A 20,298-nucleotide genomic window follows, 5' to 3' on the forward strand; every position below is an offset into this window, starting at 1 on the left:
TGTGCCTGTCAGAAAGGGGGTTGCGGCCTTAAGTGAACATCTGTTCAATTCAGCCGATCCGGACCGCTCGGGGAGGTGGCAGTATGGAACAGGTAGAGATTTTTGAGGTCGGCCCAAGGGACGGTCTGCAAAACGAAAAGCGATTGATCCCGACAGCGGACAAAGTTGCGCTGGTCGATTTGCTGAGCACCGCCGGGTTCCGGAGGATCGAAGTCGCCAGCTTCGTCAGTCCCAAATGGGTGCCGCAGATGGCGGACAGCGCTGATGTGCTGGCGGGGATCAGGCGAGGGCAGGGGATTTCCTATGCCGCATTGACCCCGAACATGCGGGGATTAGAAGGTGCGATCGCAGCCAAAGCAGATGAGATCGCGATTTTCGCCTCGGCATCCGAGGGGTTTTCGAAGGCCAACCTGAATTGCACCATCGACGAAAGCTTTGACCGTTTTGCCCCCGTTGCGGAAGCCGCGCGGGGGGCCAGACTGCCGGTACGAGGCTATGTCAGCTGCGTGACCGACTGCCCTTATGACGGACAAATTGACCCTGCCGCTGTGGCGCGCGTGACCGAGCGACTTTTGACCTTGGGCTGTTACGAGGTCTCGCTCGGTGACACGATTGGGCAGGCAAAACCAGAGCGCTTGGCCCTGATGCTGGACGCAGTTCTCACTGTGACCCCAGCGAACAAACTCGCAGGGCATTACCATGATACCGGGGGCAGGGCGCTCCGAAATATCGAGCTGTCTTTGGACAAAGGGTTGCGGGTGTTCGACGCGGCGGTCGGCGGTCTGGGGGGATGCCCCTATGCTCCGGGCGCCGCGGGAAATGTCGCCACCGAGGCCGTTCAGCGGCGTTTGACTGAACTGGGGGTGCACACCGGCCTGAACCCCGACATCATCGACCAAGCCGCGCAGTTTGCGCACCAGATCAGGGGGGCAACACATGCCTGAAACGATCCGCATTGATCAAGACGACCGAGGGGTGGCCACCATCTGGCTGACGCGAACTGGAAAGCATAATGCCATGTCGGCTCTCATGATGGATGAATTGCACCATGCGGCCACGTCACTTGGTGACGATAATTCTGTGCGTGTCGTGATTCTCTCGGCCGAGGGAAAAAGCTTCTGTGCGGGCGGTGATTTGGACTGGATGCGCGATCAATTCGACGCGGATGCTGCGACAAGACTTCGCGAAGCTCGCAGGTTAGCGGATATGTTGATGGCCTTGGACCGCCTGCCGAAGCCGCTCATTGGCCGATTGCAAGGGAATGCGTTTGGGGGTGGGGTCGGTCTGGCCTCTGTTTGCGACTGCGCCATCGGGGCGGATCACATTCATATGGGTCTTACAGAAGTCAAGCTGGGGCTTATCCCCGCGACCATCGGTCCCTATGTGATTGCGCGCATGGGCGCCGCGCGTGCGCGTCGGGTTTTCTTTCAAGGGCGCGTCTTTGACGCTCAGGAGGCCGTGCGTTTGGGCCTTTTGGCGCGCGAAGTCCCCCTCGATACTCTGGAAGAGGCGGTCGAAGCCGAGGTTGCGCCCTATCTGTCAGCTGCCCCAGGCGCAGTCGCAAAAGCCAAGGCGTTGGTTCGCGAATTGGGAGGCGGAGCAGATCAGACGCAGGTGGATGCTTCAGTGGCCGCATTAGCTGAGGTTTGGGCCGGAACTGAGTCGTCCGAGGGAATCGCCGCCTTCTTTGATAAGCGTCCGGCGGCTTGGACAAAATGACACCCTTTGCCAGTGGCTAGATTAATTCCGGTGTACACCTGTACACAAAGGCTTTTTCCCACATTCCTATTCGTGAATAAGTGGCTGTCTCTGTTGACCCTTTGTGGGCTCAGGCGTAAGTACTGAGCAAGCATAGCAGCCAGTGAATGCGTTTATCGCAGGAAAGGAGCCACGCGTGGAAGAGATGCTACGGGAATATCTCCCCATTATCATCTTTCTGGCGGTCGCAATCGGCCTCGGGATCGTGTTGATCCTAGCCGCAGCCATTATCGCAGTCCGCAACCCCGACCCCGAAAAGGTCAGTGCATACGAGTGTGGCTTCAACGCCTTTGACGATGCGCGCATGAAGTTCGACGTCCGGTTCTACCTCGTGTCGATCCTGTTCATCATTTTCGACCTCGAAATCGCCTTCCTGTTCCCTTGGGCCGTCGCCTTCAAGGACATCAGCATGGTCGGCTTCTGGTCCATGATGTTGTTCCTTGGCGTGCTGACCGTCGGCTTTGCCTATGAATGGAAGAAGGGAGCACTCGAATGGGAGTGATGACCGGAGCCAACACCGCAGGTTTCGACCGTGAAGTCGCAACCCAGCAGTTGAACAAAGAGCTGCAGGACAAAGGGTTCCTGCTGACCTCTACCGAGGATATCATCAACTGGGCCCGTACCGGTTCGCTGCACTGGATGACCTTTGGTCTGGCGTGCTGCGCGGTCGAGATGATGCACACCTCGATGCCCCGCTACGATCTGGAACGTTTCGGTACTGCGCCCCGCGCATCCCCGCGCCAGTCGGATCTGATGATTGTGGCCGGCACCCTGACCAACAAGATGGCGCCCGCGCTTCGCAAGGTTTACGACCAGATGCCCGAGCCGCGTTACGTGATCTCGATGGGCTCCTGCGCGAACGGTGGCGGCTACTATCACTACAGCTATTCGGTTGTGCGTGGCTGTGACCGTGTTGTGCCTGTGGACGTCTATGTTCCCGGGTGCCCTCCGACCGCAGAGGCGCTCGTTTACGGCATCCTGCAGCTGCAGCGCAAAATCCGCCGCACCGGTACGATCGAAAGGTAAGGCCCCATGTCCGACGCTTTGAAAGAACTTGGTGCGCACATCGAAATGCAGCGTCCTGACTGTGTTCTCGATTGGGATGTCGCTTACGGCGAGCTGAACGTTGATGTGGCGCTGTCGAACATCGTCGCTTTCGTTGACTGGCTCAAGACTGACGCGACCTGCAAATTCAACTCGCTGGTCGACATCACGGCTGTGGACTACCCCGAGCGCGCCAAGCGCTTCGACGTGGTCTACCACTTCCTGTCGATGTACGAGAACCACCGCATCCGTGTGCGTGTTGCGACCCGTGAAGAGGACGTTGTGCCCTCGATCACGCCGGTGCATCCCAGCGCGAACTGGTTCGAGCGTGAAGTCTTCGACATGTTCGGGATCCTGTTCTCTGGTCACCCCGACCTGCGCCGCCTGCTGACTGACTACGGTTTCCGTGGCCACCCGCTACGCAAGGACTTCCCGACCACCGGTTACACCGAAGTCCGCTATGACGAAGAGCAGAAGCGCGTCGTCTATGAACCTGTGAAACTGGTTCAGGAATACCGCCAGTTCGACTTCATGTCTCCTTGGGAGGGTGCCGAGTACATCCTGCCCGGCGACGAGAAGTCCAAGGCGAACGGTTAAGGGAAGGCTTGTGACATGATGGATGGCGCAAAATTCGACGACGCCCTGACCGGCGAACAGAAGATCCGCAACTTCAACCTGAACTTCGGCCCGCAGCACCCTGCGGCGCACGGCGTTTTGCGTCTGGTTCTAGAACTGGACGGCGAGATTGTAGAGCGTGTTGACCCGCACATCGGCCTGCTGCACCGTGGCACCGAAAAGCTGATGGAAAGCCGGACCTACCTGCAGAACCTGCCGTACTTGGACCGCCTCGACTACGTGGCGCCCATGAACCAGGAACACGCATGGTGTCTGGCGATCGAAAAGCTGACTGGCACTGTGGTGCCTCGCCGTGCGAGCCTGATCCGCGTTCTGTTCTCGGAAATCGGCCGTATTCTGAACCACCTTTTGAACGTCACCACGCAGGCGATGGACGTTGGTGCGCTGACGCCGCCGCTGTGGGGCTTTGAAGAGCGTGAGAAGCTCATGATCTTCTACGAGCGCGCCTGTGGTGCGCGCTTGCACGCGGCGTACTTCCGTCCCGGTGGTGTCCACCAGGATCTGCCTCCTGCGCTGATCGACGACATCGAGGATTGGGCCAAGAACGAATTCCCCCAGTTTATGGAGGATCTCGACGCCCTGCTGACCGAGAACCGTATCTTCAAACAGCGTAACGCCGACATCGGCGTTGTGACCGAAGAAGACATTCAGGAGTGGGGTTTCTCGGGTGTAATGGTCCGTGGCACAGGTCTGGCTTGGGACTTGCGCCGCGCGCAGCCCTACGAATGCTACGACGAATTCGACTTCCAGATCCCTGTCGGCAAAAACGGTGACTGCTACGACCGCTACCTCGTCCGTATGGAAGAGATGCGCCAGTCGATCCGCATCATCCTGCAAGCTGTTGAAAAACTTCGGATGCCGGAAAACCAAGGCGACGTGCTGGCACGCGGCAAGATGACCCCGCCGAAGCGTGGCGAGATGAAGACCTCGATGGAGGCTCTGATCCACCACTTCAAACTCTACACCGAAGGCTTCCACGTGCCCGAAGGTGAGGTTTATGCGGCTGTCGAAGCGCCCAAAGGCGAGTTTGGCGTCTACATCAAGTCCGACGGTTCCAACAAACCCTACCGCGCCAAGCTGCGCGCGCCGGGGTACCTGCACCTGCAGGCGATGGATCACCTGACCCGCGGCCACCAGCTGGCTGACGTGGCGGCGATCATCGGAACCATGGACGTCGTGTTCGGCGAAATCGACCGCTGACCTAATTTCGCGCCTGTCCCGACGGGGCGGGCGACATACTGCTACATCGCGGCCCCAGCGCTGGCGCGCCGCAAGACCCGTAAGGACCGTAAAGATATGCTTCGCCGTCTGCATCCTGAACAACCCGAGAGCTTTGCGTTCACGCCTGACAACCAGAAGTGGGCCGAAGCGCAGATCCAGAAGTACCCCGACGGCCGTGCGGCCAGTGCCATCATCCCTCTGCTGTGGCGTGCTCAGGAACAGGAAGGCTGGCTGAGCCGCCCTGCGATTGAACACGTGGCCGAGATGCTGGGGATGGCGTACATCCGTGCGCTTGAAGTCGCAACATTCTACTTCATGTTCCAGCTGCAACCCGTTGGTTCTGTTGCACACTTCCAGATTTGCGGCACCACCAGCTGCATGATCATGGGCGCAGAAGAACTGGTATCGGTCTGTAAGAAAAAGATCGCTGCCAAAGCGCATCAGGTGTCCGAAGACGGCAAGTTCAGCTGGGAGGAGGTCGAGTGCCTTGGTGCCTGCACCAACGCGCCCATGGCTCAGGTCGGCAAAGACTATTACGAAGATCTGACCGCGGCTGACTTGTCGAAGATGATCGATGATATGGCCAATGGCGAGGTGCCGCTGCCCGGTCCCGCGAACGGCCGCTATACGTCGGAGCCCAAGGGCGGTCTGACTGCTCTGACCGAGGGCGAGCGTGAGCACGAGTACAACGGCTCGGTTCAGCTGGCCCACGACATCGGCGACACCCTAAAGCGCATCGACGGGACCGAAGTTCCGTTCTCGGCCCCTTGGCTTGACCGCGCGGCTGACCACGGCTCGCGTCTGGCTGGTGGTCCGCAGACCCAGCGTGAAGCCGCAGCCGAAGCACCCGCGACGAAACCGGTCGCAGATGACAGCGCTGCGAAGCCCGAGACAGACACCACCAAGCCGGTCACTACAGACAGCAAGGATGAGGCTGTCTCGACCGACGCTGACAAGCCCGCAACTCTGGACGCGGCACGTGATGGTCAGGCTGACGATCTGAAACTGATCAAAGGCGTCGGACCGAAGCTTGAAAAAATGTTGAACGGCATGGGCTTCTTCCACTTCGATCAGGTTGCCGCTTGGACCGACAAAGAATTGGCTTGGGTCGATCAGAACCTCGAAGGGTTCAAGGGCCGGGCCAGCCGTGATGAATGGGTTTCTCAGGCCAAGAAGCTGGCTGCTGGCGAAGAAACAGAATTCGCTTCGCGCGCTAAGAAAGACGGCCTTTACGACAACTAATCGACTGACCGGGACACAGCTTTCGCCATGACCACCGAAACCGACAAGATGGACCATACCGCCGCATGCTGGGGCATTGCGGGTGTGTTGGCTGTGATTGTGTTCGGTATGTCCTTGGGGATGGCGGAATTCTCGGTCATCGTGTCGCTGGCATGGTCTGGCATCATGTTCCTGAGCGCAGGGCTCTACCTGATGTGGATGCTTTGCCCCGAGGAGTTGGGCGTCGGCGTTGCTGAGTTGTCCCATGTTTCCCAGTCGACAGTGCTGGGATCTGAAATGTCACCCGTCTCGCCGGTTGGCTCCACGTTCCGCGACAGCGCGGAGCAGGGGACCGGCGCAGAGGGGTAAGTCGCGTCGCAGGGCATTCTGCGGCACAGATGTGGGGGTAGGGCCCCCGAGCAAGGAGTAGATGGGCGCATGAGCAGCCATCAAGACCAACATACCGCCCGTCAGGGCCGGACCCTGGCCTTGGTTGTTGCCGGCACCATGCTGGTTTGGATGGCGGCGCAGTGGGTTGGTCCCCGTTTGGGATTGCCAGTGCGATACGTCTTCTTGTTTGATTTCGCTGCGTTGGCGGCCTTTGTCTGGGCCATCGTCGTGGCATTCCGGATCTGGCGTACCAACCGTCACGACAATGAAAGGTGATCTCTCATGCTGAAGGATCAGGACCGCATCTTTACCAACATCTACGGGATGCAAGACCGTAGCCTGAAGGGCGCAATGAAGCGCGGCCATTGGGACAAAACCGCTGATCTGATCGCGCTGGGTCGCGATGAGATTATCGAGCGCATGAAGGCATCCGGCCTGCGCGGTCGCGGGGGTGCGGGCTTCCCCACCGGTTTGAAGTGGTCGTTCATGCCCAAGCAGAGCGATGGCCGCCCTGCCTATCTGGTCATCAACGCGGACGAATCCGAGCCCGGCACCTGTAAAGACCGCGAGATCATGCGTCACGATCCGCACACCCTGATCGAGGGTGCGCTGATTGCCTCGTTCGCCATGAACGCAAACACCTGCTACATCTACATCCGCGGCGAATACATCCGCGAGCGCGAGGCGCTGCAGGCGGCGATTGACGAATGCTACGACGCGGGCCTGCTGGGTAAGAATGCAGCAAAGTCGGGCTTTGACTTTGACCTCTACCTGCACCACGGCGCAGGCGCGTACATCTGCGGCGAAGAGACTGCTCTGATCGAGAGCCTTGAAGGCAAGAAGGGTATGCCCCGTATGAAGCCGCCATTCCCTGCGATGGCTGGTCTGTACGGTTGCCCGACCACTGTGAACAACGTTGAGTCCATCGCGGTCGTGCCGACCATTCTGCGTCGCGGCCCCGAGTGGTTCGCAGGCTTTGGTCGCCCCAACAACGCGGGCACCAAGCTATTCGCGATCTCTGGTCACGTGAATAACCCCTGCGTCGTCGAAGAAGCGATGTCGATCTCCTTTGAAGAGCTGATCGAAAAGCACTGCGGCGGCATTCGTGGCGGCTGGGACAACCTGCTGGCGGTGATCCCCGGCGGCTCGTCCGTGCCTTGTGTGCGCGGTGAAAAGATGCGCGATGCGGTCATGGACTTCGACTACCTGCGCGGCGAACTGGGCTCGGGCCTTGGTACTGCGGCGGTCATCGTCATGGACAAGCAGACCGATATCGTCAAAGCGATCTGGCGCCTGTCCAAGTTCTACAAGCACGAGAGCTGTGGCCAGTGTACCCCTTGCCGCGAAGGCACGGGCTGGATGATGCGCGTCATGGACCGTCTGGTTCGCGGCGAGGCAGAGGTCGAAGAAATCGACATGCTGTTCCAAGTGACCAAGCAGGTCGAAGGCCACACCATCTGTGCTCTGGGTGACGCGGCGGCTTGGCCGATCCAAGGTCTGATCCGCAACTTCCGCGAGGAAATCGAGGATCGCATCAAGGCCCAGAAGGCCGGCAAAATCAGTGCAGCGGTTGCGGCGGAGTAAGACCCCAGTGCAGCAGCCCCTCAACCACCATCTAGCAGAGCTGAACGTCGGGCGCCTTGTTGCGCCGACCGACGATCCGCGCGTGGCCGAGTTCATGGGGGCGATTGACCGCATCAATGGCCTTGGCAAGCGGATGCCCGGCTATGTCTGGATGATGGAAGGGTCGGGTGAACCTGCGACTGGTAATACCGAAGCCAAGATCGACGGCGATCCCCAGCACGTCAGCAACCTGACTGTTTGGGAAAACGTCGAGACACTGGAAAATTTTGTCTGGAACACCGTGCATCGCCAGTTTTACGAGCGCCGGACCGAATGGTTCGAAGTGCTTGGCGAGATGCATTTCGTGATGTGGTGGGTGCCCGAGGGGCATCGGCCGACGCTCGAAGAGGGGCTGGAAAAGCTGGCCCACCTACGCAAGCACGGTGCCAGCGATTTTGCGTTTGATTGGGCTTGGCTCGAACAGGCGAAACTATACAAGGCAGGGCGCTGCGGCGCCGGTGCTGCGGAGTTAATGTAATGCGTGGTCTGACAGCAACCTTTCTGATTTCCGCTCTGGCCCTCTCGGCCTGCGGAAAAGGCGCCTTTGAATACGCGGGCTCCAGCCATCGCGCCAAGGTGAAAACCGCTCGGGCGGATCGCGCCGTGATGGTTATCCCTACCAAAAACGTGTCCGACGGGCTTGACGGCGCGCGCGCTGCGGCTGAATTTGAAGCCACGCGCCATTGCATCCATTATTACGGTACCTCGGACATTGTGTGGACCGTTGGTCCAACCACCCCAGACGATCAGCTTCCGATCGACGGCGAAACCGTGACGTTCTCTGGGGAGTGCGCCGCGTGAGAGCAGCCATCCTCATAGCAACACTTTTCGCGGCAGGGCCGGCGCAGGCCAAAGTCCCCCTTAGCGATGTGAATCCGATAAACGACGGGCTGACCGCTGTCGCGATCGCGGACCATATCCGTGTGAACTGCGATGACATCTCTGCCCGCCTCGTGGTGGCGTGGCGCTATATCGGTCAACTCGAAGATCAAGCCAAGTCGATGGGATACTCGGAAGATGAGATCGAGGATTTCGTCACTGACAAGTCTGAAAAGAAGCGCGTAGCGGGCTTGGCGGCCGATTACATCCGTGCCCACGATGCCGAACCCAAAGATGCCAAAACCCTTTGCGCCTTGGGCCGTGCCGAGATCGCCGCAAATTCGCCCATTGGCCAACTTCTGAGGGAGAATTGAGAATGCGCAAGCTGATCCTGATCTCTGCTGCTGTACTCGTGCCCTTGGCTGCGCAGGCGCGGGACATCACAACGGACGAAACTGTTCGTGGGTTCGTAACAACATCGGTTCTGGCCGCCAAAGTCGCGCAGGGCTGCAAAAAGATTTCTGTTTCCACAGAGGGTCTTCTGGCGCTCCAGCTGGATGTGACTGCCCATATTGAAGCAGAGAATTACACCGTAGAGGAAGCAGCGCCTTTGCAGGACGCTGCCTTCAACGAAGAGATCGAAGAGGCCGCTGTGGCCCAGATCAAGGAACGTGGCTTCGACCCGCAAAAGGCCAAGGACCTTTGCGCGTTCGGGACCGAAGAGATGACGAAGGGCAGCCCAGTGGGCGCTGTTCTGGAAAGCAGGTGAGAAGATGACGGAACTTCGCAAGATCATCATTGACGACAAAGAGATCGAGGTCGATCCCGCCATGACCTTGATTCAGGCCTGTGAAGAGGCTGGGGTCGAAATTCCGCGCTTCTGCTATCACGAGCGCCTGACCATCGCGGGCAACTGCCGCATGTGCCTTGTCGAGGTTGTTGGCGGTCCGCCGAAGCCCGCAGCAAGCTGCGCGATGCAGGTGCGTGACCTGCGTCCTGGCCCCGAAGGCCAGCCGCCCGTCGTGAAAACCAACTCGCCCATGGTCAAAAAGGCCCGCGAAGGCGTGATGGAATTCCTGCTGATCAACCACCCTCTGGATTGCCCGATCTGCGATCAGGGTGGCGAGTGTGATCTGCAGGATCAGGCGATGGCCTATGGTGTGGACTTCTCGCGCTATCGCGAGCCCAAGCGCGCCGTGGACAACCTGAACCTTGGGCCGCTTGTCGGCACCGCAATGACACGCTGCATCAGCTGCACCCGCTGCGTGCGCTTCACCACCGAAGTCGCTGGTATCACCCAGATGGGCCAAACCGGCCGCGGCGAAGATGCAGAGATCACAAGCTACTTGAACGAGACGCTGGACAGCGAGCTGCAGGGCAACATCATCGACTTGTGCCCCGTTGGCGCACTGACCTCGAAGCCCTACGCCTTTACCGCTCGTCCTTGGGAACTGACCAAGACTGAAACCATCGACGTGATGGACGCTCTGGGCTCGAACATCCGCGTGGACACCAAAGGTCGCGAAGTTATGCGCATTATCCCGCGCAACAACGACGGCGTGAACGAAGAGTGGCTGTCGGATAAATCGCGTTTCGTCTGGGATGGCCTGCGCCGCCAGCGTTTGGATCGGCCCTATGTCCGTGAGAACGGCAAGCTGCGCCCCGCATCGTGGGAAGAAGCGCTGAGCGCTGCTGCCGAAGCGATGAAGGGCAAGAAGGTTGCTGGTCTGATCGGTGATCTGGTTCCCGTCGAAGCTGCCTACGCTCTGAAGCAATTGGTCGAAGGTCTGGGTGGCAACGTTGAATGCCGCACCGATGGTGCGAAACTGCCCGCAGGCGTTCGCGGCGCCTATGCTGGTACTGCAGCAATCGAGGATCTGGATGACGCGGCAGAGATCCTGCTGGTTGGCACCAACCCCCGCGCCGAAGCACCAGTTCTGAATGCACGCATCCGCAAGGCTTGGCTGCGCGGCGCGAACGTGTCGGTGATCGGCGAAGGTGTCGACCTGACCTATGACTACACTCACGTCGGCACCGACCGCGCGGCTCTGGCCGGTGCGTCTGTCAACGGTGGCGTGATCATCGTGGGGCAGGGCGCTCTGAACGAGTTGGACGGCGAAGCGGTTCTGGCGACAGTCTTCAAGATGGCCGCTGCATCCGGCGCAAAGGTTCTGGTTCTGCACACCGCAGCGTCGCGCGTTGGCGCGATGGACGTGAACGCTGTGACCGAGGGCGGCCTGAAGGCGGCTCTGGAAGGCGCGGAGGTGATCTATAACCTTGGCGCAGACGAAGTCGAAATCGACGCGGGCGCGACTGTGATCTATCAGGGCAGCCACGGCGACCGCGGGGCTCACCGCGCGGACATCATCCTGCCCGGTGCAGCCTATGTCGAAGAGCAGGGCCTGTTTGTGAACACCGAAGGTCGTCCGCAGTTGGCGCTGCGCGCAGCCTTCCCTCCGGGTGAAGCCAAAGAAAACTGGGCCATCCTGCGTGCGCTCTCCGCGCATCTGGATGCAACCCAGCCGTGGGACACACTTGTTCAGCTGCGTCAGGCGCTTGTCGGTGAAGTGCCGCACCTCGCGATGGTGGATCAGGTGATTGAAAACGAAGCGCCGAGCCTCGAGGACAAACCATTGGGCAAGGGCGAAGCGACCTTCGTCTACGCGGTCAAGGATCACTACCTGACCAACCCGATTGCCCGCGCAAGCGCATTGATGGCCGAACTGTCGGCCAATGCCAAAGCGCGCCGCGACCAGAAGATCGCCGCCGAGTAATGCGCGGCGCGGTTGCCATATCCTGCGGCCTGATGGCCCTGTCGGTTGCGGCCTGTGCCTCGACCGACGCGGCTGCACCTGTGCCCTTTACCCCCGAGTATAGCGGTGTTCGCACCGCGCTACTCGAGGGCGACCTAGTGAATTTCTTGGTCGAAATGAAGGGTGCGCGGGGCGCAAGTGATGTGGAAGCCTATGCAGAGTGTGCGGCCGCGCAATATGCGCTGATCCGCGGATATGGTTTTGCCCGCCATGTGCGGACGAATGTAGATAATCAGGGTAGCCTTTGGCGAGCAGATGCGGTTTACACGATCTCGCCGGCGCTGCCGCGCGGCCTAAGCACGATTGACGCCGAAGTCACCGTGCAGAACTGCGCAGAAAACGGAATACCGACGGTGTGAGGACCTATGGCTGACTTTTTCACCACCCCTTTGGGCGTCTTCGTCATCATCCTAGCTCAGTGCCTTGCCGTGCTGGGGTTCGTGATGGTTTCGCTGCTCTTTCTCGTTTACGGCGACCGTAAAATCTGGGCTGCGGTCCAGATGCGCCGTGGCCCCAACGTGGTGGGCGTCTTTGGCTTGCTGCAGTCGGTGGCTGACGCGCTGAAATACGTCACCAAAGAGATCGTCATTCCGGCGGGCTCGGACAAGGTCGTCTTTATGATGGCCCCGCTGACCAGCTTTGTTCTGGCGGTGATTGCTTGGGCGGTGATCCCCTTCGCGGATGGCTGGGTGATCTCGGATATCAACGTCGCGATCCTATATGTCTTCGCCGTTAGCTCGCTCGAAGTTTATGGCGTGATTATGGGCGGTTGGGCGTCGAACTCAAAGTACCCGTTCCTTGGCTCTTTGCGCTCGGCGGCGCAGATGATTTCTTATGAGGTCTCTATCGGTCTGATCATCATCGGTGTGATCATCTCGACCGGTTCGATGAACTTCGGCGACATCGTCGCGGCTCAGGATGGACGCTTTGGTTTCTTCAGCTGGTACTGGCTGCCGCACCTGCCGATGGTCTTCTTGTTCTTTATCTCGGCGCTGGCCGAAACCAACCGTCCTCCGTTCGACCTTCCCGAAGCGGAATCCGAATTGGTTGCCGGGTATCAGGTAGAATACAGCTCGACCCCGTTCCTGCTGTTCATGGCCGGTGAATACATCGCGATCTTCCTGATGTGCGCGTTGACCTCGCTGCTGTTCTTTGGTGGCTGGCTGTCGCCGATCCCCGGGCTGCCCGATGGCGTTCTGTGGATGGTTGCGAAGATGGCGTTCTTCTTCTTCCTCTTTGCAATGGTCAAGGCGATCACCCCGCGTTACCGCTACGACCAGCTGATGCGTCTGGGCTGGAAAGTCTTCCTGCCGCTGTCGCTGGGTTGGGTCGTGATCGTCTCCTTCTTTGCCAAGTTCGAACTGTTCTGGGGCGCCTATGCGCGCTGGACAGTAGGGGGCTGATATGGATCTTCGTGACGCAATCATCGACGCAAAATACAAAGACATGATCTCGCTGGCCGATTTCATTGTCACCGACTGCAACCTTCCGGCCGAGGACAAGGACGGCAATCCACTGCCGCAACAATCTGAACTCGCCGCTGCCATCTTTCGTTGGGCAGCGATGACCGGCACACACGGAGAGAGCTAATGGCGGATATCGACTACACCCGCGCAGCCAAATACTTCCTGCTCGCGGACTTCTTCAAAGGGTTCAAACTGGGTATGAAGTACTTCTTCGCGCCCAAGCCGACCGTGAACTACCCCCACGAAAAGGGCCCGTTGTCGCCCCGCTTCCGCGGTGAACACGCTCTGCGCCGTTATCCTAATGGCGAAGAACGTTGCATCGCCTGCAAACTCTGCGAAGCGATCTGCCCCGCCCAAGCTATTACCATCGACGCCGAGCCCCGCGATGACGGCAGCCGCCGCACCACGCGCTACGACATCGACATGACCAAGTGCATCTACTGCGGTTTCTGTCAGGAAGCTTGCCCGGTGGATGCCATTGTCGAAGGCCCGAACTTCGAATTCGCGACCGAGACCCGCGAAGAACTGTTCTACAACAAGGAAAAGCTCCTTGAGAACGGTGCACGCTGGGAAGCAGAGATCGCCCGTAACCTCGAGCTGGATGCACCTTACCGATGACCGACGCCAAGAATATCTTCGAGCAGATGATGGCTCAATCGCTGGAAATGGCGAAGGCCATCAACCCCGCGCTTGAGAACTTCTCGCCCAAAGACTTCGAGGCAATGTGGCCGACGGTCCCGCGGGATATGATGGAACTTGCTTTTGGCAAGACCATGAATCCCGAAGGGCTGGACAGCAAGACGCGGCTGCTTTTGACGCTGGCAGGCCTGACCTGTCAGGGCGCAGTGGCCGAACCCCAAATTCGTCTGTCCGTGCGCCACGCGCTCGAGGCAGGCGCAACCAAACAGGAGATCGCCGAGGCTATTGGCCAGATGGCGATGTTCGCGGGTATTCCCGCCATGTCCAAAGCGGCGTCCATCGCCCAAGAGGTCATGGCAGAGATAAAGGACGAACCGAAATGAGCGTAGCTGAACTTTCCTTCTACCTCTTCGCGCTAAGCACCGTGATCGGCGGTCTGATGACCGTGCTTGGACGCAACCCTGTTCACTCGGTGCTCTGGCTCATTCTGGCGTTCATTTCGTCGGCGGGGCTGTTTGTACTGATGGGCGCTGAGTTTGTGGCGATGCTGCTGGTCATCGTCTACGTGGGCGCGGTCGCCGTGCTCTTCCTCTTTGTGGTCATGATGCTGGACGTCGACTTTGCAGAGCTGAAGGCCGGAATGGCCAAGTATCTGCCGGTCGCCCTTCTGATCGCTGTGATCCTGATGATGCAGTTCGCCATGGCGTTCGGTGCGTGGGACAGCAGCGAACTGGCCGAGGGGCTGCGCGCAGCTCCAGTTGCCGCTGACACGCAGAACACCGCGCAACTCGGTGGTCTGATCTACGACAAATACTTCCTGCTGTTCCAACTCGCGGGCCTGATCCTGCTGGTCGCGATGATCGGCGCGATTGTGCTGACCCTGCGCCACCGTCCGGACGTTAAGCGCCAGAACGTTCTGGCCCAGATGTACCGCGACCCTGCAAAGGCGATGGAACTGAAGGACGTGAAGCCCGGCCAAGGGCTCTGATACATGCACGAGCTTGCGCTGCTGCTCGAGCGCTTTTGGGCTACGTTTGGCGTGGTTGGTGTGGCAGCGATGTGGGCTCTGAAAGCGGGCGCAACTTGGATTGGTTTGCGCTGGTTTAGAAATAGACGGCGCGTCGGCTGAGGTCGGCGCCCATACCAAGAACTGAAACGTCCGCCGCAACGAACGGCGGGCACCACCAAGGACAAGACCCGAGGGACGACATGATTGGTTTGGAACATTACCTGGTGGTCGCGGCGACGCTGTTCGTCATTGGCATCTTCGGCCTCTTCCTCAACCGGAAGAACGTCATCATTCTGCTGATGTCGATCGAACTGATGCTGCTGGCCGTGAACATCAACATGGTGGCTTTCTCCAGCCACTTGGGCGATCTCGTCGGACAGGTCTTCACACTCTTCATCCTCACGGTTGCTGCAGCCGAGGCCGCGATTGGTCTGGCCATTCTGGTCTGCTTCTTCCGGAACCGCGGCACCATCGCCGTGGAAGACGTCAATGTGATGAAAGGCTAAGGGGCCAATGGAAACCATCATTCTCTTTGCCCCGCTAGTGGGGGCGATTGTCGCCGGCTTCGGCTGGCGCTTCATCGGCGAACAAATCGCCTGTTACTTCGCAACAGGTGTGCTGTTCTTCACCGCGCTTCTTTCGTGGATCGTATTTCTTAGCTTCGATGGCACCACCGAGACCATCAATGTGCTGCGCTGGATTCAGTCCGGCTCGCTCGATACATCTTGGGCCATCCGTTTGGACCGCTTGACCGCGATCATGCTGATCGTGATCACCAGCGTCTCGTCGCTCGTGCACCTTTATAGCCTTGGATATATGGCGCATGACGAGAATTTCCACCACGAGCACTACAAGGCGCGCTTCTTTGCGTACCTGTCGCTGTTCACCTTTGCGATGCTGATGCTCGTCACCGCTTCGAACCTCGTTCAGATGTTCTTCGGCTGGGAAGGCGTGGGTCTGGCCTCGTACCTGCTGATCGGCTTCTACTTCCGCAAGCCTTCGGCAAACGCGGCGGCCATGAAAGCGTTCGTTGTGAACCGCGTTGGTGACTTCGGTTTCGCTCTGGGTATCTTCGCGCTGTTCATGCTGACCGACAGCATCAACTTTAACGACATCTTCGCTAACGCCGAGACCATCTCGCAGACCACGATTACCTTCCTCTGGCAGGACTGGAACGCGGCCGAGATCATTGCCTTCCTGCTGTTCATCGGCGCGATGGGTAAGTCGGCTCAGCTGCTGCTGCACACCTGGCTGCCCGACGCGATGGAAGGCCCGACACCTGTGTCGGCTCTGATCCACGCGGCGACCATGGTGACCGCGGGTGTTTTCCTAGTCTGCCGTATGTCGCCGATCATGGAATTCGCGCCCAACGCGACGACCTTCATCACCTTCCTTGGTGGCACCACTGCTTTCTTTGCCGCGACCATTGGTCTGGTTCAAACCGACATTAAGCGCGTGATTGCGTACTCGACCTGTTCGCAGCTCGGCTACATGTTCGTTGCCGCTGGTGTAGGCGCTTATGGTCCGGCGATGTTCCACCTCTTCACGCACGCCTTCTTCAAGGCGATGCTGTTCCTTGGTGCCGGCTCGGTCATCCACGCGATGCACCACGAGCAGGACATGATGAAATACGGCGGTCTGCGTAAGAAGATCCCCATGACCTTCTACGCGATGATGATTGGTACACTCGCCATCACAGGCGTCGGTATCCCGCTGACCCACATCGGTTTCGCTGGCTTCCTGTCAAAAGACGCGATCATCGAAAGCGCATTTGCGGGCGGCAACATGTATGCCTTCTGGATGCTGGTCATCGCTGCTGCGTTCACTTCGTTCTACAGCTGGCGTCTGATGTTCCTGACCTTCTACGGCAAGCCTCGCGGCGACAAGCACACCCACGACCACGCTCACGAGAGCCCGATGGTCATGCTGGTTCCGCTTGGTGTCCTGAGCCTTGGTGCGGTCTTCGCTGGTATGCTGTGGTACAACAGCTTCTTCGGCCATGCCGATCAGGTTGGTAAGTTCTTTGGCATCCCCGTAGCAGAGGCTTCGGCACATGCTGCCGAGGGTGAGCATGAGATGGACGGTCACACGGACGAAACCCACGCTGCGGACGATCACGCCGCCGAAGCCGAAGAGCATCATGGCGACGCGGCCGAGGGCGAGCATCACTATGCATTCACCGGTCAACCGGGCGAGGGCGCGATCTACATCGGTGCAGACAACACTGTGTTGGATGACGCGCACGCTGTTCCGGCTTGGGTCAAGGTTAGCCCCTTTGTCGCAATGCTCGGTGGTCTGCTGATGGCGGTCTGGTTCTACCTGATCAACCCGTCGCTGCCTGGCCGTTTGGCTGCAAACCAGCGTCCGCTCTACCAGTTCTTGCTGAACAAATGGTACTTCGACGAAATCTACGATTTCATCTTCGTTCAGCCTGCCAAAGCCATCGGCCGCTTCTTCTGGAAGAAGGGTGACGGGACGGTCATCGACGGGGCCATCAATGGCCTGGCGATGGGTATCATTCCGTTCTTCACCCGTCTCGCTGGCCGTGCGCAGTCTGGCTACATCTTTGGCTATGCCTTCGCCATGGTGCTGGGTATCGCCGTACTCATCACCTGGATGACGCTCACCGGGGGAGCGAACTAATGGGAAACCTACTCTCAATCGTAACCTTCTTGCCTCTGGTGGCGGCAATTGTTCTCGCCGTCTTCCTCCGGGGCAATGACGAGGCTGCGCAGCGCAATGCCAAATGGCTCGCGCTCGTTGCCACCGCTGTCACTTTCCTAATCTCGCTCTTCATTTTGGCCGAATTCGACCCTGCGAACACCGGCTTCCAGTATGTTGAAGAGCGTGACTGGCTCTTGGGCCTGAAATACAAAGTGGGCGTGGACGGGATTTCGGTTCTGTTCGTCCTGCTGACAACCTTCATCATGCCGCTGGTTATTGCCTGCAGCTGGGACGTCTCCAAGCGCGTCAAGGAATACATGATTGCGTTCCTTGCGCTGGAAACCCTGATGATCGGCGTATTCGTTTCGCTGGACCTGGTTCTGTTCTACCTGTTCTTCGAAGCCTCGCTGATCCCCATGTTCCTGATCATCGGGATTTGGGGTGGCGCGAACCGCATCTACGCATCGTTCAAGTTCTTCCTCTACACCTTCTTCGGCTCGGTGCTGATGCTGGTGGCGATGGTTGCGATGTACACCGACGCGGGCACCACCGACATTCCGACCCTGCTGAACCACACCTTTGCTTCTGAGACGCTGAACCTCTTTGGCTTCCAGATCATCGGCGGCATGCAGACACTGATGTTCATCGCCTTCTTCGCGTCATTCGCGGTGAAAATGCCGATGTGGCCCGTCCACACCTGGCTGCCCGACGCACACGTGCAGGCGCCGACTGCTGGTTCGGTTGTTCTGGCAGCGATCCTGCTGAAAATGGGTGGTTACGGCTTCCTGCGCTTCAGCCTGCCGATGTTCCCCGTTGGCGCTGAAATCCTGACCCCTGTGGTTTTCTGGATGTCGGCCATCGCGATCGTCTACACCTCGCTGGTCGCGCTGGTGCAGGAAGACATGAAAAAGCTGATCGCGTACTCGTCGGTCGCGCACATGGGCTATGTGACCATGGGTATCTTTGCTGCGAACCAGCAGGGTATCGACGGCGCGATCTTCCAGATGCTGTCGCACGGCTTCATCTCTGGCGCGCTCTTCCTGTGCGTTGGTGTGATCTATGACCGAATGCATACCCGCGAGATCGACGCTTACGGCGGCCTTGTGAACCGTATGCCCAAATACGCGCTGGTGTTCATGCTGTTCACCATGGCGAACGTGGGTCTGCCGGGCACCTCGGGCTTTATCGGTGAATTCCTAGTCCTGATGGGCATTTTCCAAGAGAACACCTGGGTTGCGGCAGTTGCGGCATCGGGCGTGATCTTCTCGGCGGCTTATGCGCTGTGGCTGTACCGCCGCGTTGTCATGGGCGCCCTGATCAAGGAGAGCCTGAAGGCGATCACCGACATGTCGACCCGCGAGCGTGCCATTTTCGCGCCGCTGATCATCATGACCCTGCTGCTGGGTGTGTACCCTGCACTGATCACCGACATCATCGGGCCGAGCGTTTCGGCTCTGATCGACAACTACGACACGGCACTGGCAGCGGTTTCCCTTGAGACCGCCGGCCAAGTGGCCCAACACTGAGGAGGGTGGCCCGATGCAGGCTGACCTAGCAATCCTTCTGCCCGAAATCCTCTTGTCGCTGTTCGCTCTGGCTGCACTGCTCGCTGCCGTCTACACCGGCAAGGACAAAATGGCATCCGCTCTGGTCTGGCTGACCAGCGCCGTGATGCTGGTGCTGGCCGCGTGGATCGGTCTGGGGGACGCAACCACCCAGATCGCATTCGACGGCACTTTCATCAATGACGGTTTCGCCCGTTTCTCCAAAGTCGTGATCCTGATTTCGGCGGCCATCGTTCTGGTCATGAGCCAGGAATACATGAAGCGCCGGGACATCCTGCGCTTCGAATACCCGATCCTCGTGTCGCTATCTGCAGTGGGCATGATGGTGATGGTCTCTGCTGGTGACCTGATCGCGCTTTACATGGGTCTCGAGCTGCAATCGCTGGCACTGTACGTTGTGGCATCGCTGCGCCGCGACAGCGCAAAGTCGACCGAAGCGGGCATGAAGTATTTTGTCCTCGGCGCGCTTAGCTCCGGTCTGCTGCTCTACGGTGCATCGCTGACCTATGGCTTCTCTGGCACCACATCGTTCTCGGGCATCATCCAAGCGGTGCAGGGCGATCACCTGTCGCTCGGCGTACTGTTCGGTCTGGTGTTCATTACCTCGGGTCTGGCGTTCAAGGTGTCGGCAGTTCCGTTCCACATGTGGACCCCTGACGTCTATGAGGGTTCGCCGACCCCCGTCACCGCGTTCTTCGCGACCGCGCCCAAGATGGCTGCGATGGGTCTGTTCGCGCGCGTCATGCACGATGCCTTTGGCGGTGCTGTAGGCGACTGGCAGCAGGTCATCGCGTTCCTTGCAGTTCTGTCGATGTTCCTTGGTTCGGTCGCTGCGATCGGTCAGTCGAACATCAAGCGTCTGATGGCCTACTCGTCGATCGCTCATATGGGGTATGCCCTGATGGGTCTGGCGTCGGGCACCGCGCTCGGTGTTGAATCGATGCTGGTTTACATGGCGATTTACGTTACCATGAACGTTGGTACCTTTGCCTTCATCCTGTCGATGGAGCGCAACGGCACCCCCGTGACCGACATCAAATCGCTTAGCAACCTGTCCAGCTATGCACCCGGCCGCGCGTTCTCGCTGCTCGTGCTGATGTTCAGCTTGGCCGGCGTCCCGCCGATGCTCGGCTTCTTCGGTAAGCTTTACGTGCTGCGTGCCGCTTACGAGGGTGGTCTGGCGTGGCTGGCCGTGGCTGGTGTGGTCGCATCGGTGATCGGTGCCTACTACTACCTGCGTATCGTGTTCTTCATGTATTTTGGCGAAGAAACCGAAGAGCTGGACACACCCCGCAACCCCATTCTGTCGGGTCTGCTGGTTGGTTCGGCTGTCGTGATGATCGCCGCTGTCCTGCTGAACATGTTCGGCATCGATGGTGCAGCAGCGGCAGCCGCCGCGTCGCTGGTTAACTAATGATCGCGGGCCAGAG

Annotated in this window: 25 protein-coding genes; all 25 read left to right on the top strand. The window is 59.2% G+C overall.

Features of this window, described 5'->3' with window-relative positions:
* Positions 1-83: 83 nt before the first annotated feature.
* Positions 84-944 (top strand): hydroxymethylglutaryl-CoA lyase, encoded by an 861-nt coding sequence (locus tag AB9K37_RS07515; RefSeq protein WP_369836678.1) that lies wholly within the window; start codon positions 84-86, stop codon positions 942-944.
* Positions 937-1,719, top strand: a complete 783-nt coding sequence (locus AB9K37_RS07520; protein ID WP_369836681.1) for a crotonase/enoyl-CoA hydratase family protein — start codon at positions 937-939, stop codon at positions 1,717-1,719. Before AB9K37_RS07515 ends, AB9K37_RS07520 begins: the two co-directional genes overlap by 8 nt.
* A gap of 175 nt (positions 1,720-1,894) precedes the next feature.
* Positions 1,895-2,260 carry an NADH-quinone oxidoreductase subunit A gene (locus AB9K37_RS07525; RefSeq protein ID WP_072706085.1) on the top strand — a complete coding sequence of 122 codons (366 nt, stop codon included), beginning with the start codon at positions 1,895-1,897 and terminating at the stop codon, positions 2,258-2,260.
* Positions 2,251-2,784, top strand: a complete 534-nt coding sequence (locus tag AB9K37_RS07530; protein ID WP_177218551.1) for an NADH-quinone oxidoreductase subunit B family protein — start codon at positions 2,251-2,253, stop codon at positions 2,782-2,784. Before AB9K37_RS07525 ends, AB9K37_RS07530 begins: the two co-directional genes overlap by 10 nt.
* Before the next feature lie 6 nt (positions 2,785-2,790).
* On the top strand, positions 2,791-3,399 hold the full coding sequence (locus AB9K37_RS07535) for an NADH-quinone oxidoreductase subunit C (RefSeq protein ID WP_369836687.1): 609 nt from the start codon (positions 2,791-2,793) through the stop codon (positions 3,397-3,399).
* An 18-nt stretch (positions 3,400-3,417) separates the two neighbouring features.
* On the top strand, positions 3,418-4,638 hold the full coding sequence (locus AB9K37_RS07540) for an NADH-quinone oxidoreductase subunit D (protein WP_369836828.1): 1,221 nt from the start codon (positions 3,418-3,420) through the stop codon (positions 4,636-4,638).
* A gap of 96 nt (positions 4,639-4,734) precedes the next feature.
* On the top strand, positions 4,735-5,901 hold the full coding sequence (locus AB9K37_RS07545) for an NADH-quinone oxidoreductase subunit E (protein ID WP_369836689.1): 1,167 nt from the start codon (positions 4,735-4,737) through the stop codon (positions 5,899-5,901).
* A gap of 27 nt (positions 5,902-5,928) precedes the next feature.
* On the top strand, positions 5,929-6,249 hold the full coding sequence (locus AB9K37_RS07550; RefSeq protein WP_369836692.1) for a hypothetical protein: 321 nt from the start codon (positions 5,929-5,931) through the stop codon (positions 6,247-6,249).
* Positions 6,250-6,318: 69 nt separating this feature from the next.
* The gene (locus tag AB9K37_RS07555) at positions 6,319-6,546 is read left to right on the top strand and encodes a DUF5337 domain-containing protein (RefSeq protein ID WP_303966272.1); all 228 of its coding nucleotides are present in this window, start codon (positions 6,319-6,321) and stop codon (positions 6,544-6,546) included.
* Between the two features lie 6 nt (positions 6,547-6,552).
* The gene (nuoF, locus tag AB9K37_RS07560) at positions 6,553-7,854 is read left to right on the top strand and encodes an NADH-quinone oxidoreductase subunit NuoF (protein ID WP_369836694.1); all 1,302 of its coding nucleotides are present in this window, start codon (positions 6,553-6,555) and stop codon (positions 7,852-7,854) included.
* 7 nt (positions 7,855-7,861) lie between these two features.
* On the top strand, positions 7,862-8,371 hold the full coding sequence (locus tag AB9K37_RS07565; RefSeq protein WP_369836697.1) for a DUF3291 domain-containing protein: 510 nt from the start codon (positions 7,862-7,864) through the stop codon (positions 8,369-8,371).
* A complete protein-coding gene (locus tag AB9K37_RS07570) occupies positions 8,371-8,694 on the top strand; it encodes a hypothetical protein (protein ID WP_369836700.1) in 324 nt (107 codons plus the stop codon). Before AB9K37_RS07565 ends, AB9K37_RS07570 begins: the two co-directional genes overlap by 1 nt.
* Positions 8,691-9,086: a DUF5333 domain-containing protein gene (locus AB9K37_RS07575; protein WP_369836702.1), complete on the top strand. Its 396-nt coding sequence runs from the start codon at positions 8,691-8,693 to the stop codon at positions 9,084-9,086. The genes AB9K37_RS07570 and AB9K37_RS07575 overlap by 4 nt, the downstream gene beginning before the upstream one ends.
* A gap of 2 nt (positions 9,087-9,088) precedes the next feature.
* Positions 9,089-9,481 carry a DUF5333 family protein gene (locus AB9K37_RS07580; RefSeq protein ID WP_369836704.1) on the top strand — a complete coding sequence of 131 codons (393 nt, stop codon included), beginning with the start codon at positions 9,089-9,091 and terminating at the stop codon, positions 9,479-9,481.
* Between the two features lie 4 nt (positions 9,482-9,485).
* A complete protein-coding gene (gene nuoG / locus AB9K37_RS07585; protein WP_369836707.1) occupies positions 9,486-11,486 on the top strand; it encodes an NADH-quinone oxidoreductase subunit NuoG in 2,001 nt (666 codons plus the stop codon).
* Entirely contained in the window at positions 11,486-11,884 is a 399-nt protein-coding gene (locus tag AB9K37_RS07590) for a hypothetical protein (protein WP_369836709.1), read from the top strand. The genes nuoG and AB9K37_RS07590 overlap by 1 nt, the downstream gene beginning before the upstream one ends.
* A 6-nt stretch (positions 11,885-11,890) precedes the next feature.
* A complete protein-coding gene (nuoH, locus tag AB9K37_RS07595; protein WP_369836712.1) occupies positions 11,891-12,928 on the top strand; it encodes an NADH-quinone oxidoreductase subunit NuoH in 1,038 nt (345 codons plus the stop codon).
* Position 12,929: 1 nt separating this feature from the next.
* Complete coding sequence (locus tag AB9K37_RS07600; protein WP_369836715.1) at positions 12,930-13,115, top strand: hypothetical protein; 186 nt, start codon at positions 12,930-12,932, stop codon at positions 13,113-13,115.
* Positions 13,115-13,609 carry an NADH-quinone oxidoreductase subunit NuoI gene (gene nuoI, locus AB9K37_RS07605; RefSeq protein WP_072706100.1) on the top strand — a complete coding sequence of 165 codons (495 nt, stop codon included), beginning with the start codon at positions 13,115-13,117 and terminating at the stop codon, positions 13,607-13,609. Before AB9K37_RS07600 ends, nuoI begins: the two co-directional genes overlap by 1 nt.
* Positions 13,606-14,013, top strand: coding sequence for a carboxymuconolactone decarboxylase family protein (locus tag AB9K37_RS07610; protein WP_369836719.1), 408 nt, complete (start codon positions 13,606-13,608; stop codon positions 14,011-14,013). The genes nuoI and AB9K37_RS07610 overlap by 4 nt, the downstream gene beginning before the upstream one ends.
* Positions 14,010-14,618, top strand: coding sequence for an NADH-quinone oxidoreductase subunit J (locus tag AB9K37_RS07615; RefSeq protein WP_369836722.1), 609 nt, complete (start codon positions 14,010-14,012; stop codon positions 14,616-14,618). Before AB9K37_RS07610 ends, AB9K37_RS07615 begins: the two co-directional genes overlap by 4 nt.
* Before the next feature lie 221 nt (positions 14,619-14,839).
* Positions 14,840-15,145 (top strand): NADH-quinone oxidoreductase subunit NuoK, encoded by a 306-nt coding sequence (nuoK, locus tag AB9K37_RS07620; RefSeq protein WP_072706103.1) that lies wholly within the window; start codon positions 14,840-14,842, stop codon positions 15,143-15,145.
* A 7-nt stretch (positions 15,146-15,152) separates the two neighbouring features.
* Positions 15,153-17,282, top strand: coding sequence for an NADH-quinone oxidoreductase subunit L (gene nuoL, locus AB9K37_RS07625; protein WP_369836726.1), 2,130 nt, complete (start codon positions 15,153-15,155; stop codon positions 17,280-17,282).
* Positions 17,282-18,829: an NADH-quinone oxidoreductase subunit M gene (locus tag AB9K37_RS07630; RefSeq protein ID WP_369836728.1), complete on the top strand. Its 1,548-nt coding sequence runs from the start codon at positions 17,282-17,284 to the stop codon at positions 18,827-18,829. The genes nuoL and AB9K37_RS07630 overlap by 1 nt, the downstream gene beginning before the upstream one ends.
* 13 nt (positions 18,830-18,842) lie before the next feature.
* Positions 18,843-20,282, top strand: coding sequence for an NADH-quinone oxidoreductase subunit NuoN (nuoN, locus tag AB9K37_RS07635; protein WP_369836730.1), 1,440 nt, complete (start codon positions 18,843-18,845; stop codon positions 20,280-20,282).
* Positions 20,283-20,298: the final 16 nt, after the last annotated feature.

This window comes from Donghicola sp. XS_ASV15, assembly GCF_041224595.1.
Lineage (GTDB): Bacteria > Pseudomonadota > Alphaproteobacteria > Rhodobacterales > Rhodobacteraceae > Donghicola.